This is a genomic window from Stenotrophomonas sp. YJH_SMC_33, assembly GCF_059372295.1.
In genome coordinates, this window is the sequence record NZ_JCAFVJ010000002.1 from 77218 (window position 1) to 92572 (window position 15355).

At 67.7% G+C, this 15355-nt stretch carries 14 protein-coding genes; 4 read left to right on the forward strand and 10 right to left on the reverse strand.

Annotated features, from left to right (window positions below; translation table 11 throughout):
- Positions 1–192 precede the first annotated feature (192 nt).
- The 4 genes from AC5P9W_RS04205 to AC5P9W_RS04220 all read left to right on the forward strand — a co-directional run bounded on the left by AC5P9W_RS04205 (position 193) and on the right by AC5P9W_RS04220 (position 3327).
- Positions 193–504 (forward strand): ComEA family DNA-binding protein, encoded by a 312-nt coding sequence (locus AC5P9W_RS04205; RefSeq protein WP_224329378.1) that lies wholly within the window; start codon positions 193–195, stop codon positions 502–504.
- A 351-nt stretch (positions 505–855) separates the two neighbouring features.
- Entirely contained in the window at positions 856–1941 is a 1086-nt protein-coding gene (locus tag AC5P9W_RS04210) for a L,D-transpeptidase (RefSeq protein ID WP_495218890.1), read from the forward strand.
- A 17-nt stretch (positions 1942–1958) separates the two neighbouring features.
- Positions 1959–2684, forward strand: coding sequence for a murein L,D-transpeptidase catalytic domain family protein (locus AC5P9W_RS04215; protein WP_019659426.1), 726 nt, complete (start codon positions 1959–1961; stop codon positions 2682–2684).
- Positions 2685–2718: 34 nt separating this feature from the next.
- Entirely contained in the window at positions 2719–3327 is a 609-nt protein-coding gene (locus AC5P9W_RS04220) for a HutD family protein (protein ID WP_206621316.1), read from the forward strand.
- Between the two features lie 213 nt (positions 3328–3540).
- Here the strand turns inward: AC5P9W_RS04220 and AC5P9W_RS04225 are convergent, their stop codons facing one another.
- The 10 genes from AC5P9W_RS04225 to AC5P9W_RS04270 all read right to left on the reverse strand — a co-directional run bounded on the left by AC5P9W_RS04225 (position 3541) and on the right by AC5P9W_RS04270 (position 15318).
- Entirely contained in the window at positions 3541–5145 is a 1605-nt protein-coding gene (locus AC5P9W_RS04225) for a sulfite reductase subunit alpha (protein ID WP_495218891.1), read from the reverse strand.
- Complete coding sequence (locus tag AC5P9W_RS04230; RefSeq protein WP_495218892.1) at positions 5142–6113, reverse strand: FAD:protein FMN transferase; 972 nt, start codon at positions 6111–6113, stop codon at positions 5142–5144. The genes AC5P9W_RS04225 and AC5P9W_RS04230 overlap by 4 nt, the downstream gene beginning before the upstream one ends.
- A gap of 52 nt (positions 6114–6165) precedes the next feature.
- The gene (locus AC5P9W_RS04235; RefSeq protein WP_021202574.1) at positions 6166–6969 is read right to left on the reverse strand and encodes a DUF4198 domain-containing protein; all 804 of its coding nucleotides are present in this window, start codon (positions 6967–6969) and stop codon (positions 6166–6168) included.
- 74 nt (positions 6970–7043) lie between these two features.
- Entirely contained in the window at positions 7044–7562 is a 519-nt protein-coding gene (locus AC5P9W_RS04240) for a DUF2271 domain-containing protein (protein ID WP_021202573.1), read from the reverse strand.
- Positions 7563–7588: 26 nt separating this feature from the next.
- On the reverse strand, positions 7589–8227 hold the full coding sequence (locus AC5P9W_RS04245) for a PepSY-associated TM helix domain-containing protein (RefSeq protein WP_010483588.1): 639 nt from the start codon (positions 8225–8227) through the stop codon (positions 7589–7591).
- Between the two features lie 176 nt (positions 8228–8403).
- Complete coding sequence (locus AC5P9W_RS04250) at positions 8404–10824, reverse strand: TonB-dependent receptor domain-containing protein (protein ID WP_495218893.1); 2421 nt, start codon at positions 10822–10824, stop codon at positions 8404–8406.
- Positions 10825–10969: 145 nt separating this feature from the next.
- Complete coding sequence (locus AC5P9W_RS04255; protein ID WP_021202570.1) at positions 10970–11371, reverse strand: hypothetical protein; 402 nt, start codon at positions 11369–11371, stop codon at positions 10970–10972.
- A 164-nt stretch (positions 11372–11535) separates the two neighbouring features.
- The gene (locus tag AC5P9W_RS04260) at positions 11536–12213 is read right to left on the reverse strand and encodes a Fe2+-dependent dioxygenase (protein WP_134735822.1); all 678 of its coding nucleotides are present in this window, start codon (positions 12211–12213) and stop codon (positions 11536–11538) included.
- 10 nt (positions 12214–12223) lie between these two features.
- Positions 12224–12943 carry a tetratricopeptide repeat protein gene (locus tag AC5P9W_RS04265; RefSeq protein ID WP_206621313.1) on the reverse strand — a complete coding sequence of 240 codons (720 nt, stop codon included), beginning with the start codon at positions 12941–12943 and terminating at the stop codon, positions 12224–12226.
- Positions 12944–13011: 68 nt separating this feature from the next.
- Entirely contained in the window at positions 13012–15318 is a 2307-nt protein-coding gene (locus AC5P9W_RS04270) for a TonB-dependent receptor (RefSeq protein ID WP_206621312.1), read from the reverse strand.
- Between the last annotated feature and the right edge of the window lie 37 nt (positions 15319–15355).

Sequence of the window (15355 nt, forward strand, 5' to 3'; positions counted from 1 at the left end):
TGATCCCGCCATTCTACGCCTGTGCCACGGGTAGGGTTTTTCCTACATCACGTCGGGTATTTGGCTGGCTTTTAGAAATCCAGGAAACCGATAGGCTGTGAGCATGTGGTGACGGACACTGTTCCTACCGACGGGATTGCCGGTCGGGACGTCCAGAATCACAAGGAGATACACGTCGTGCCTTGGAGTGTCGTGTTGAGGGCACTGGTGCTGGTCGTGTGGATCGCTGGGGCGCATGCCGCCGAACCGATCGACATCAACCGCGCCGATGCCCAGGCGCTGCAGCAGGGATTGACGATGGTCGGAGCCGCCAAGGCCGAGGCGATCGTCGAGCACCGGCGCAGACACGGCCCGTTTCATCGCGTCGAGGACTTGGCGCAGGTGAAGGGGATAGGGAAAGCCATCGTCGAACGGAATCGACAGCGGATCACCGTAGGCAACAGGTTGTTGCCGGCGGATCCGGTACCCGGATCGGTACCGGTGCGAACCGTACCGAGGCGCTGACAGCAGGAATCGTCGGAACCGGCAGGACGCTGGTTCACCGGTCACGGACAGGACGCCCGTGACCACCGACCGCCGCAGGACGCGGCACCACTCACCAGGATGGTGGCATCACAGACCTGTGGAAGGGGCTGAGATACAAACAGGACAGACGCGGCCGCGTGCAGGATGCAACGCTACCCCCACAGCGCAGGATGCGAGGGGGCGGCAGCAGGCCGACAAGGACGTAACGATTGCCCGGTACGACACATGGCTGTGTCGCCGGGCAATTTCATTTCCGGCGCCTGGTTTTGCCGCGGCCACCACGGGCCGATGGTGTACGGTGGCCGCTCCGCATGGAAAGGACCCCGCTGGATGCTTGTGCACCGCCCCACCACCCTGATGCTCGCCTTGGCACTGACCCTGCCACTGCAGGCCCACGCCGCTGCGCCTACGCCGGCCGCCAAGCCTGCAGCTGCCGCTGCGGCCACCGCCGAGGTACGCGGACCGACCGACCTCAAGCCGGGCGAATACCTGTGGCATCCGGAAATCTCGCCGACCGGCCCGATCGTGCTGGTGGTCAGCCTCGATGAGCAGCGCGCCTATGTCTACCGCAACGGTATCGCCATCGGCCTGACCACGATCAGCTCGGGCAAGGCTGGGCACGAGACGCCAACCGGCGTGTTCACCATCCTGCAGAAGGACAAGGACCACAGGTCCAACCTCTACAACAGCGCGCCGATTCCGTACATGCAGCGGCTGACCTGGGACGGTATCGCTCTGCATGGCGGCAGCCTGCCCGGGCATCCCGCCTCGCACGGCTGCGTGCGCCTGCCGCAGGCCTTCGCGCAGAAGCTGTTCAGCGAAACCCAGCGTGGCGATACCGTGGTCGTGGCCGACGCCAAGAGCTCGCCGATGACCCTGGCCTATCCGTCGGTACTGGCACCCGTGAATGCGCGTGGGCAGGCCCTGCCGGAGGCAGAGGGCGGAGCGCCGGCGCAGGCGTGGTGGAACGACAGCGTGGCCCCGGCCGGGCAGGTCGGCATCCTGGTCAGCCTGCACGACCAGCGCCTGTACGTGCTGCGCGATGGGGTGATGATCGGCGAGTCGCCGTTGAAGGCGGACGCGCTGCCGGCCTTCCAAGGGACCACGCTGTTCGTGATGGGGCAGGGTTACAGCGACACCCCCAGCCCGCTGGACGTGAACCAGCGCCTGCACCAGTGGACGGCCTACCCGTTGCTGGGCCAGGACCGCGCCCAGGCCACGCCGGACCTGCTGGCCACGCCCTCGCTGCCGATGGCGCTGCCGGCCGATTTCGCCCGCCAGCTGTACCAGGTGCTGGTGCCGGGCACGACCCTGCTGGTGACCTCGCTGCCGGCGGTCCGCCCAAGCCCGGCTGAATCTGGAATGCAGCCGGTCTTGGAATCCGAGCCGCCAGGGTCCACCCTCAAGGGCAACTGAGTCCCCTCGTTGTGCCCATGACTGCATCCCGCCTGTGCCGGCTGGCCGCGTTCGGCCTGCTGGCGACCTCGGCCAGCGCCCCGGCGCTGGCACAGACGCCCGCCCTCGCCACCTCTGCCGATGATCTGGCTGCCCTGCTGTCGCGCAGTGCGCCCAAGGCCGACCGCCACGTGTTGCAGCTGGCGGCGCGCGCCATGCGCTGCGCGCTGCAGCGGCCGGAGCTGGGCATCAACGGTGATCGGCTCAGCGTGATCGATTACTCGCGCCCGTCCACCGAGCCGCGCCTGTGGGTGTTCGACCTGGCCCACCAGCGCCTGCTGTTCGAGGAATGGGTGGCGCATGGCCGCAACAGCGGCGAGAACCGCACCGAGCACTTCTCCAACCGCGACGGCAGTTTCATGTCCAGCCTCGGCGCGTTCACCGCGCAGGAGACCTACATGGGCGGCAACGGCTATTCGCTGCGCCTGGCCGGCCTGGAACCGGGCTTCAATGACCGTGCGCGCGATCGCGCGATCGTCATCCATGGTGCGCCGTATGTGAACCCGGCCACCGCGCAGCTGCAGGGGCGGCTGGGACGCAGCCTGGGTTGCCCGGCGGTGCGGCTGTCGGTGGCCAAGCCGCTGATCGATGCGTTGCGTGGTGGCACGATGGTGTTTGCTTACTACCCCGACCAGGATTGGCTGAAGCACTCGCAGCTGCTGGCCGGTGGGTGCGGTGGCCAGGGCACGCTCGCCACGCGGTGATGCACGACGGCGCGCGGCATGATGCAATGCGCGGATGAACATCGACTCCCTGCTGCACACTCCGACCCAGGTGATCTCCCGCCTGGACTACCGCCGCGAACGCTGGCGGAATGGACTTGGCTGGACCCGCGAGATCCTGCGCCTGCCTGCGCAGGGGGATGACTGGGCGCTGCGCCTGTCGGTGGCCGAGATCGAGCAGGACGCCGCGTTCTCCGCCTTCCCCGGCGTGGAGCGCGAGCTGGTGCTGCTGCAGGGCAATGGTGTGCGCCTGCGCTTCGACGGTGGCCGTGTGGCCGAGGTGCTGCCGCCGCATGGACGGGTGCGCTTTGCCGGCGAGGAAACCCTGCATGGTGAACTGGTCGATGGCACCACCCACGACTTCAACCTGATGTGGAAGCGCGATCTGCTGCAGGCCGAACTGCTGCACCGGCCGCTGGTGGGCGCGATGTTCTTCTTCTGCGAACCGGGCGTGGCCTGGGCGTTGCATCTGTTGGCCGGTCAGGCGGCGTTCGGTGCCGACAGTGGCCTGCCGCCGCTGCAGGCCGGCGATACCGCGTGGTTGGCGGCCGGCGAACGTCAGCGGCACGCGTTGCAGGGCGGTGGCGAGTTGTTGGCGATACGGGTCAGTGCGGCGGCGGGATGATGCCTGGGCGCCCGTGGCTCAATCCACGCATGGCGTGGATCTACTGGGGTGTAGTTGCCATGCCTGGACACGCCGCGCAGTAGATCCACGCCATGCGTGGATACGGCCGCCAATGCTGCGTCATGGTGCGAACCAAGGTTCGCACCCACCAGAAGGCGGTTCGCAGGCGTCGGTGCGTTCAGTAGATCCACGCCATGCGTGGATGCGGCAACCTCAATACACATCGCGCCGGTAACGACCGGCCAGCAACAGCGCTTCCTTGCCCGCAACACCCAGCACCTGTTCGATCACCGCATCCACCGCCGGGGCCATGCCCTGCAGGCTGCCGCAGACCAGGATCGTGGCGCCCTCATCCACCCACCGCCGCAGTGTTGCCGCTTCGGCCAGCAACCGGTCCTGCACGTAGCGATGCGCACCGCCATCGCGGCTGAACACTGCATCCAGCCGCGCCAGCGTGCCGTCGGCCAGCATCGCCTGCAGTTCTTCACCGAAGTGGAAGTCGTGCGTGGCGGTGCGCTCACCGAACAGCAGCCAGGTGCGGCGGGCGCCACTGCGCACGCGTTCGTGCAGGTGTGCGCGCAGGCCGGCGATGCCAGTGCCGTTGCCGATCAGCAGCAGCGGTACCTCGGCGGGCACGCCGTGGAAATTGTCGTTGCGGCGCAGGCGCAGCTGCACCGGCTCGCCAATGGCCGCGTGGTCGCACAGCCAGCCACTGCCGATGCCGGGTGTTCCGTCGGCGCGCAGCTGGCGGCGCAGCAGCAGCTCGACCGCACCGTCGGCCATCACCGAGGCGATCGAGTACTCGCGATGGGGCAGCGGTTGCAGGGTCGCCAGCAATGCGGGCAGATCACCCGGGGGAACCAATGAGGGCAGGTGCGAGCGCGCGACGCGTGCCAGCAACGTCTGCCCGTCATCCAGCACGGTATCCGCATCGAAGCGTTGTGCGTCCAGCCAGGCACGCACGGTGTGCGGTGCGTGCTGCGGGCCGATCTCGGCGATGTCACCGGCCTGCCACTGCGCATCTGCATCGGCCGGGGGCTGCAGGCGCAGCCAATACACCGCGCCGCCTGGGCTGCCCGGGTTCAGATGCTCACGTTGCAGCAGCGTCCACGGCTGGTATTCGGCCGGGCTCCAGTCGGGCAGTTCGCTGGCGCCGCCGCCGAGCTGGCCCAGCAATTGCTGCCAATGGCGCAGCGCGGCCGGATCGGCGTTGTCGACCTCGATCGCATCGAACAGCGGATGCGCACCGTGCTGGCGCAGCCACTGGTCGAGCTGGTGGCCGAATCCGCAGAAGTGGCCGTAACTGCGGTCGCCCAGTGCGAGCACGCCGTACTGCAGGTGCTGCAGCGCAGGCGGTGAGGTCATCACGCCGCGCAGGAACGGCAGCGCATGATCGGGTGGGTCGCCTTCGCCAGTGGTGCTGGCGATGAACAATGCACGCTGGCTGTCGGCCAGCAGCGTGGCGTCGACCTCATGCAGGCCGCGCACACGCACCGGCACGCCGGCACCGCGCAATGCCTCGGCACTGCGTTCGGCCAGTTCGCGGGCAAAACCGGTCTGGCTGGACCAGACCATCAGGATCGGTGCGACGTCGCCAGAGGCAGCATCGTCGCGCGGTCGCCCACGCCACCACAGTGCGGCGCAGGCCAGCGCATACAGTGCGGTGGCGATGATCGCGATCTGCGTTTGCCGTGCCGGCGGCGCGCCCTGCCACCAGGTTTGGCCGAGGTGCAGTCGCAGCAGCGCCCAGGCGATCAGCGCCAGCAGGAGCAGGACCAGTGCGTTGCCAAGCCACGCGCGCGATGGACGTGCGCTCATGCGTCCTGCTCGTCGAGCAGGCGCTGGAAGGCGCTGCTGAGAAATTCCCGCGGGCCGTCTGCTGCACGCTGCAGGTAGCGTGCAGCCAAGCCTTCGCGTTCGGCCAGCGCCATGCCCTTTTCGTGGCCGAGCACGGTCAGTGCGGTGGCCCAGGCATCGGCGTGCATGGCGTCGTCGGCCACCACGGTGACCGCTGCGGCGACCTGCCGCACCGGTCTGCCGGTACGCGGATCGAGGCTGTGGCTGTAGGCCTCGCCATCGGCGTGGTACTGGTGCCAGCGATCGCCGGAGGTGGCCACCGCCCGGCCATCCAGTGCCAGCACGCGAGGTGGGGTATCGGTCCGCGCATCTTCTTCCGGTGCGGACTCCACCAGCACGCGCCACGGCTGGCCATCCGGTTTCCGGCCATAGCCGGCCAGTTCGCCACCGACCTCGATCAGCGCGGCAGCGATGTCTTGTCCGCGCAGCCACGCGGCGACGTGATCGACGCCGAAGCCCTTGGCGATCGCAGAGAGATCCAGTTCCAGCCCACCCGGTTGCAGCAGCGCATCGCCCTGCCACTGCAAGCGCTGCCAACCGCAGCGCTCGCGCGTGGCCTGTACGGTGGTGGCATCGGGTTGACGGCGTTCGCCGGCGTGTGCACCGAAGCCCCACAGCGCAACCAGCGGACCGACGGTGGGATCGAATGCACCTTCGCTGGCGGCGGCGATGGCCTGTGCGCAGGCCAGCACCTGGCGGGTCTCAGCCGGCAGCGCGCACCATTGGCCCGCGTTGGCGCGGTTGTAGCGGCTCAGGTCCGAGCCGGGCTCCCAGGTGCTCATCTGCGCGACCACCTCGTCCAGCCGCGCCTGGATGCCGGCATGCAGCGGGTGCAGGTCGCGCCGGCGCGGCGCGACCAGCGACACGCTCCAGGTGGTGCCCATGGTGGTGCCGCCGAGGCGGGCGATGTCGAGCTGGGAATCGGTCATGGTGATGCGTTGCGGCGGCGATGCCGGGGAATGCCCGGCATCGCGGTCCACATTACTGCGGCAGCACTTCCAGCGTGGCCACGTAGCTGAGGCGGCGCTTGGCGGCCTGCTTCACCGAGGTCTTGTTGTCCTCGGTGCCGGTCTCCAGCCAGTACATGCCGGCTTCCGGCCAGGTCACCTTGATCTCGCCCTTGGCATCGCTGGTGACCTTCAGTTCGTCCTGTGCGTTGCGGTAGCGGGTGGCACCACGCACGATCTCGAATTCCAGGCCGGCGGCCGGCTTGCCATCGACCAGCACGCGGAAGGTGGCTTCCTCGCCGGCGAACAGGTCATTCGGGTGGCCGACGGCGACCAGCTCGATGCCGCGGTTGGTCGGCTTCAGCGCGGTGTCGTTCGGCGCGCCGTTGGTGACGAAGGTCTCCACGCGGCCGACCGACTGGCTCACTTCCAGCTTCTTCGCATCCTTCGGCAGTTCACCGAAAGTGGCAACGCTGCCACGCCAGCGCTTGCGCTCGCCGTTCTGCTCGTAGGTGGCGAACAGGCCGTCATTGACCGACGCGATGCGGTAGGTGCCCGGCTGCTTCAGTTCGATGTCGAACACGCTGCGGTACTTGCCGGTCGCTGCGTTCTGCGGCTGCACGGTGCTGCCGTCCGGCGCGGTGATCACCACCGATTCCAGGCGCAGCGGCACGTGGTTGAAGTAGAACAGGTCGTTGGAGACCGCACCGTCGACGGTGATCCACGGTGCGTTGCCGGCGATCACGGTCTGCGAGGGCAGCAGCCAGGCCTTGTGGGCCAGGGCGGAGAAGGGAAGGGCAGCGGCCAGGGCGGCGGCGAGGACGAGCGTGCGCTTCATGCGGAGGACTCCAGTGGATGCGGGGTGATGCGGCAAGGAGAAGGGGATTACGACTTGATCCCCTCCGTCCCCTCTCAGGGTTTGACGGACAGGGTGACCTGGCCCAGTTCGGTGGCGCCCTGCGCCTTGCCGTTCTGCGCGGCGGTGGCCGGCCAGGTAAAGGGGATCTTCAGCAGTTCACGGCCGCCGACTTCGCGCACCGCCTCGACCACCAGGGTGTAGTTGCCGGGGGCCAGCTGCTTCAGTGCCGGCTGCTTGTCGTTGAACGACAGCGCGTGCTTGCCGGCCGGGCGGGTCGGGCCGGTCACGCCGTCCACCGGCACCTGCAGGGTGCGGCCGCTCTTGCGCCACCACTGGCGCAGGTCGGGCAGCCACTTGGTGCCATGGCCTTCGCTGTTGCTGGTCTGCTGGTACCAGACCGACAGGTTGGCCGCGACCTTCTGGTCGGCGCCTTCCAGCCACACCGCCACGTACGGGCGGTGGTACTCGGCCACGTTGAGCTTGGGCACTTCGACGTTGATGTCGAGCGTGGTGGCATAGGCCGGCGAAGTGGCCAGCAGGCCGCTGAGGGCGATGGTCAGGGTGACGCGCATGGGGCGGCTCCAGGAACGAAGGAAAGTCAGTGGATCAGCAGCAGGGCGATCAGCAGCGGGATCATCAGGCCGAGGCCGACCAGCGGCCAGGTCATGCGCCGCTGCCGCGCATGCAGGTGCAGCAGGAACAGGCCGGTGATGCAGAACACCAGGCAGGCCACGGCGAACAGGTCCAGGAACCAGCCCCACGCCGGGCCGGCATTGCGGCCCTTGTGCAGGTCGTTGAGGTAGGACACCGCGCCGCGCGAGGTTGATTCGTATTCCACCGCGCCGGTCTGGCGATCGATGCTCAGCCAGGCATCGCCACCGGGGCGCGGCAGCGACAGGTAGATCTCTTCGGCCGACCATTCGGCCGGGCGGCCGCCAATGGCGATGCCCAGCTGCGTATCCAGCCATTGCCGCGCCGGGCGCGGGATCGGCGCGTTGCCGTCTTCGCGGGTGCCCAGTTGGCCCAGCAGTTCGGCCGGCAGCTCCAGATGCTGGTTCTGCACCTCGGGCTTGGCCTCGATCTTCGCGGCATGGTTGAGGGTCAGGCCGGTCACCGCGAACAGCAGCATGCCGATCAGGCACACCGCCGAGCTGATCCAGTGCCACTGGTGCAGCGTCCGCAGCCAGAAGCCACGGTTCTGTTGCTGCTGCACGGTGGAAGAGGCAGGACGGCTCACGGCACGGTTCGGGGCGGACGGGGACTGCCCATTACATCATTGATGAGAATAGCTCGCAATTGCGTGTCGTTCTGTATCCCTGGAGGGCGATTGCCGGCCAGCGGCCGGCACTACCGGGGTTCCGGGAAACAACGTCGGATTGCCGGCCAGCGGCCGGCACTACCGGTGCGTGGCGGTCAGAACTTCGCGTTCAGCGAAATCCAGTAGCTGCGGCGCTGGTCCTTGGTCGCGTAGTCGTCCACGCAGTTGAACTCGCTCTGGCTGATCAACAGGCACGACTGCGAGACGAAATCCTTGTCGAGCAGGTTGTTGACCCGTGCGTTCACCGTCAGCCAGGGCGTGGCCTTCCAGCTGCCACCGAGATGGAAGATGGTGTAGTCCTCGTAGTAGCGGGTGTGGCTGGCGCCGTTGGCGTCCAGCAGCGTGTCGCGGTAGCGGTCGTAGCGGCCCTCGCCGATCAGCGACAGGCTGACTGCTTCGTTGACCTGCCAGTTGAGGCTGGCGTTGGCCATGTGTTTTGCCGGCATGGTGCCTGAGATCGGGCGCCCCTTGTCGGGGCCGCTGGTCTGCTCGCTCCTGGTCCAGGTGTAGTTGCCGCGCAGCTGCAGAGTGTCGAGCAGGTCGACGTGGGCGGCCAGTTCGGCACCCCGCGTTTCAGCCTTGTCGATGTTCACGCTCTGGGTGAAGGTGCTGTAGCCCAGCGCGGCCCAACCCGGACCGATGTCCACGCAGTAACCGCTGCCGGCCGGCGCCACTTCGCAGTTGGGGAAGGTGCCGCCGCTGGCGATCTTGTCCTCGAATTTGTTGAAGAAGCCGGTCACGTTGAAGCCCCAGCGCTGGCCCTCGTAGTAGGCGGCCAGCTCGTAGTTGGTGCTGGTTTCAGGCTTCAGGTTCGGCGAACCCACCAACGGCAGCACGCCCTGGCCACCGAAGCCGGTGATGCCCGGGAACAGCTGGTCCGGTCGCGGGGTCTTGTAGCCGGTGCTGACGCCGCCCTTGAAGGTCCACGCATCGCTGGCGTTCCACACCAGGTAGCCACGCGGACTGACGTGGCTGCCGAACACGTTGTGGTCGTCGTAGCGCAGGCCGAAGGTGGCGGTGAGGGTTTCGGTCAGCGCCCAGTTGTCCTCGGCGAACAGCGCCCACATGCGGTGCTTCTGCTTGGTGTTGCTGCGGTAGCCGGCGCCATCCATGCCGAACACGCCGTCAATCATGTCGGTGTCGTTGTACTGGCCGCCGACGGTCAGCGTGTGCGCGCCGAAGTCCAGGTCGAGCATCGTGTCGAGCACGTAGCCTTCCAGCTCCATGGTGCGCAGCGGACGCGGCAGGAACGCCTGCAGGCGCGCCATCTCGCTGGGATTGAGCGCAGTCAGCGCATTGCCACGGCCGGCCGCGCAGTTGTTGGCAGCACCGGTACGACGGCAGACGTCATTCCACAGCGTCTGCAGGTTGGCGCGCTCGTCCAGGGTCAGCGGCAGCGAACGACCGAGGTTGCTGCTCTTGCTGTGGGTCAGTGAGGTCTGCCAGGTGCCGAAGCTGTAGCGGCCCTGGTGGGTCAGCGACAGCTGATCGCGCTCGTAGCGCTGGTAGGCGGTGTAGCCCACGCGCGGCTGCACCACGCGGCGGGTGACGGTGCCGCTGCCGCTCGGGTTGGGGATGACCGCGTTGCCGACGCGCCAGAGGCTGGCCAGGCTGTCCAGCGTGCCGGTCTGTCCTTCGCTGTTGTCGTACTTCTGCCGCGACACGTCGTAGTCCAGCCACAGTTCGTGATCATCGTTGACGCGGAAATCCAGGCGTACGCCAGTGTTCCAGTTGGTGTTGGCCACCGACTTGCCACCGCCGCCGAAGCCGATGCTGCGCTCCCACAGGCTGCCGTCGGGCAGGGTCAGTGCATCCCACTCCGGGTTGGAGGCCTTGGCGTCGTAGTAGCTGCCGCGCACCGCCAGGCTGAGGCGGTCCTTCAGCAGCGGGCCGCTCAAGTAAAGGTCGGTGGTGCGCGCATCACCGAACTGGTCATCCTGCTGCACGGTGAAGCCCTGGGTCACGGCGCCGTGCCAGCGGTCCTGGTTGCGTCGGGTGATGATGTTGATCACGCCGCCCATCGCGTCCGAGCCGTACAGCGTGGACATCGGGCCGCGCACCACTTCGATGCGTTCGATCGCGTCCAGCGGCGGCAGGTAGGCGAACTGGCCGCCACCGAAGTTGTTCGGGTACAGCTGGCCGACATTGCTCTGGCGGCGGCCGTCGATCAGCACCAGGGTGTATTCGGACGGCAGGCCGCGCATGGAGATGGTGGCGCGGCCGTTCTTGTCGCTGGCCTCCAGGCCGACGTCGATGCCTTCGACGTCGCGCAGCGCGTCGACCAGGTTGGTGTAGGGGCGCTTGCTGAGTTCCTCGCGGCTGACCACGCTGATGCTGGCCGGTGCATCGACCACCTTCTGCTCGAAGCCGGAGGCGGTGACCGCCACCTTGTCCAGCGTCTGTGGCGTGCCGGAAGCGTCACCGTGGGCGAAGGCAGGGGCGGTCATGGCCACCAGCACGGCGCTGGTCAGCAGGGTACGGGACAGGGACGAACGGACACGATGGCGCTGGGCCATGGCAGTAACCTCGAAGGATGCAGGGTGGTGCGATGCCAGGCGCGAACGGTCGGCATGCACGGGGAGGCCCGGTCAGGGGCGGCAGGGATGAAGCAGGCAGCGGCGCGCTGACGCGACCGTGCAGGTGGTCACGCGGGGCCGTGAATCAGGCGAGCGGCGGCGCCTGGCCGCGTTGCTGGCGGCGTCCGGGCGCGTCGGCCCAGGGCGTGTCCGGAGCGGCCAGCGGCCAGTCCGGGCGCACGCCGGGCATGGCCGGCGTAGCGGGTACGAGTTCAAGCTCGGTGCGCAGCCATTGGCTGGCCAGCAGCAACGGCGGGCGTGCCTTCTCGGCTGATTTCACCGGGGCGGCAGCACAGCGGCGCAGCTTGGCCGGTGCCTCTTCCAGCAGGGGGGCTTCGCCACCGCGCTCTTCCAGCGGCATCTGCACGGCCATTCCGGCTTGCCCGTGTGGCAGCAGGGGCAGGGTGCCCAGCAGCAAGGCCAGCATCGCCACCCACGCCAGCAGGCTGGCCAGCGCAGGACGCTGGCCGCGCATGGCGGTGCCCATCTTGCGATGGATGAGTGGGCGAGGGCGAAGCGGGCGCAGCAAGCAGGGGTCCCCAAGGGTCTGCCGGCAGCGGCCGGCATCAACGGGGCGTGATTGTAATGAGAGCTGTTATCTGTTGCAAATGAGAATGATTGCCAAAATGTCGCGGACTGGCCGGATGGGGCTCAGACTTCGCTCCATCGCCGCAGCAGGTTGTGGTACACGCCGGTCAGCTGCAGCACCGCCTCGGCGTCGCCGCCGGTCTGCCGCAGGCGCTCGATCGCGCCATCCATTTCCCACAGCAGGCGGCGCTGCACATCGTCGCGGACCATGCTTTGTACCCAGAAGAACGAGGCCACGCGCGCACCTCGGGTGACCGGCCGCACCTGGTGCAGGCTGCTGGACGGGTACACGATCAGGTCGCCAGCGGGCAGCTTCACTTCATGCTCGCCGTAGGTATCGCTGATGATCAGTTCGCCGCCCTCGTACTCGTCCGGCGCGGACAGGAACAGGGTGCAGGAGATGTCCGAACGCAGCTGTTCGCCGTTGGCCAGGTTCATCACCGCGCCGTCGACGTGGAAACCATAGGTGCCGCCGCCGCTGTAGCGGTTGAAGCGCGGTGGCAGGTACTTCAGTGGCAGCGCGGCGCTGAAGAACAGCGGATGCCGGGCCAGCGCGACGAGGATGATCTCGCCCAGTTCGCGGCGCAGCGGCGAGGCCTCGGGCAGCTGCTGGTTGTGCTTGGCCTGCGCGCCCAGATGGCCGACGGTCTCGCGGCCATCGGTCCAGTCGGCGGCATCCAGCCGGCGGCGGAAGTCGGCCACCTGGTCGGCGCTGAGAACGTCGGGGATGTGCAGCAGCATGCGGGACTCCTCAGAGGGACGGCGGTGCGACCAGGGCGCGCACCTGTGGATGCGGCGATGCGGCCAGTTCCGGCACGAGATGCGCCATGAACGCCGGGCTGCCGTGGGCCAGTGCAAGCCGCAGCCAGTGCACGGCCTGCTCGACCTGGCCGGCCTGCAGCAGGATCGAGGCGTAGTTGGCCTGGCCGCGGAAATCACCGGCCTCGGCCGCGCGCTGGTACCAGTCCAGCGCCGCCTGCGGATCGCGCTCGATCTCCAGTCCGTCTTCGAGGTGGCGGGCCAGCAGGTTCATCGATTTGGCGTGGCCCAGGTGCGCGGCACGCGTGTACAGCGCCAGCGCCTGCGCGCGGTCCAGCGGCACGCCGCGGCCGGTGGCCAGCAGGTTGGCCAGGTTGTACAGGCCCCAGTCCAGCCCGGTGTCGGCCGCGCGCCGGTACCACACCGCGGCCAGCGTGGGATCGGGCGTGGTGCCCTGGCCCAGCTCATGGCAGCGGCCGAGCATGTTCATCGCCATAGGCGCGCCGTTGTTGGCGGCGGTTTCGTACCAGAGCAGCGCAGCCGAGGCGTCCTGCGCGGTGCCTTTGCCTTCCATGTGCATCTGCGCGAGCAGCAGTTGTGCATCGACCTGCCCGGCCTGTGCGGCGTCGCGCACGCGTGCGAACGCGGCTGCCGGGTCGTGCTGCAGCAGTTCGGCCAGGGCGTCGCTGTCGATGGGGGTAAGGGTCGCCATGGGGTGAGTATCGCCGGAAACAAAAACGGCGGCAGGAGCGCCTGCCGCCGTGGTGGAGCGAAGTTACATCAGAACTTCACGTTCAGTGCCAGGGTGGCCGAGCGACCCGGGGCGATGCTCGCGTAGTGCGAGGCATAGGCCTTGGTGAAGTAGGTCTTGTCGGTCAGGTTCTGCACGTTGAGCTGCAGGCTGATGTTGTCCTGGATCGCGTAGCTGGCCATCGCGTCGAAGCGGGTGTAGCTGGCAATCCACTTGGTGTTGGCCACATCACCGTACTGCTTGTCCGAGTAGAACGCACCGGCGCCGACGGTCAGGCCGATCGGGAAGCGGTACGTGGTCCACAGGTTGGCGCTGTGCCTGGCGGTGTTCGGGAATTCGTTGCCGTTGTTCGGCGATGGCACGTAGACGTTGGACGGGCAGGTGCGGCCCACCGGTGCGCCACAGACAAAGCCATTGTCCTTCAGCTCGGAATCGAGGTAGGTGTAGCCGCCGTACAGGCTCCAGGCCTCGGTCAACTGGCCGTTGAAGCCCAGCTCGAAACCGTTGATCTCTTTCTTGCCGGCGTTCTGGCTGGTGCCGTTGTCGATGGTCACGCGCGCGTTGTTCATCACGGTGTGGAAGATCGCAGCAGTCAGGTTCAGGCGGTTGTCCAGCAGGTCCCACTTGGTGCCCAGTTCGAGGTTCTTCGTGTCCTGCGGCTTGAGGTCGGCAACGGCCGCGCTCAGGCCGTCCGAACCGTCACCACCGTCCATGCCCGGCGGGGTCGAGGAGGTGCCCCAGGACAGGTAGATGCTGCCGTTGGCGGCCGGCTTGAACACCACGCCGGCCTGGTAGTTCAGGAAGTCGTTGCTGTTGCGCACGCGGGTCGGTGCCTTGCCGGCCACCGGCGTGGTCAGGGTGGTACGGAAGTCGTCGTAGCGCAGGCCGAGGTTGATCATCCACTGCTCATTGAGCTCGATGGTGTCGAACACGTAGGCCGAGGTGGTCCTGGTGCGCTGCTCGACGTCCAGCGCCTTGTCGCTGCGATAGACGATCTGACCGGCCGCCCACGGATCGTTCGGGTTCGGCTTGTTGAAGTCGGTGCAGTTGTAGCCGGTGGCCGCGCCGGACACCTGGCAGCGAGTGCTGTTGGCGCTGTTTTCAAGGGGATTGGCGGTGCCCGGCGACATCAGGTAGCTGCCACGGGTCATCTTCTCGTCGCTGTACTCCAGGCCCGCGCTGTAGCTGTGCTTGAGCGCGCCGGTCTGGAACGCACCGGTCAGGCCCAGCTGGTCGGCGAAGCTCTTGACGTCGACCGCACGGGTGTTGGTGCGACGCCACAAGGTGCCGTACAGGTTGGGGTTGCCCTTGCTGTCGTCCGGCTGGGTCCACAGGTAGTCGTTGCTGGTGTTGCCCAGGCGCGCGATGTTGCGAAGCTTGTGGCCACCGAAGTCGTAGCTGGCGTCCAGAGTGCTGATGTCGGCGCGGGTGCGCTGGAAGTCACGGTCGACCAGGCCGTAGTAGTTGTTGCGGTCCGGCACCACTGGGCGGCCATCACCGTTCCTGGCCACGTTCGGGCCGCTGGAGAACGGATTGTTGTAGGGGAAGCCACCCGCATCGGGCAGGTCATCGCTCTGCATGTGGTAGTGGCTGGCGATCAGCTGCGCCGGGCCGTTCAGGCCGAACGCGATCGACGGCGCGATGCCCCAACGGCTGACATTGGCCGCATCACGACCGGCGATGTCCGACGCGTGCTTCATCAGGTTCAGGCGGGCGGCGATGCCGTCGCCCAGCACGTAGTTGGCGTCCACGGTGCCGCGTGCGTAGCTGTCGGTACCGATGCCCATGCTGGCGCTGGTCTCGTTCTTCAGCTTCGGCGTCTTGCTCACCAGGTTCAGGCTGCCACCGCCGGAGTCACGGCCGCCGTAGGCCGAACTCGGTCCCTTGACCACTTCCACCTGCTCCAGGTCGAAGATCTCGCGGGTCTGCGAGCCGACGTCGCGCAGGCCGTCGACGAACACGTTGCTCTGCGAATCGAAGCCCCGGATGAACGGGCGGTCACCGGTCGGATTGCCGCCTTCGCCGGCACCGAAGGTGATGCCCGGCACCATGCGCAGCGCATCCTGCAGGTTGGTCGCACCGGTTTCGGCGATCAGCTTCTCCGACACGATCGACACTGACTTCGGGGTGTCCAGCAGCTCGGCGGTGAACTTCGGCGAGGACGGGTTGAACCAGCTGCCGCGCACCTGCACCTTGTCCAGCTCAGTGGCGTTGCGGGAGCCGGCGTCGGCGCTGTCGGCGGCCTGCGCAGCCAGCGGCGCGAAGCCCGCGGCCAGGGTGGCGGTGGCGAGCAGGGAAACGCGCGGGGCGTGCTTGCGGGACGTGATGTAGGTCATGGCGATGGGTCGTGGCGTGGATCGGGAAAGGGGGAGA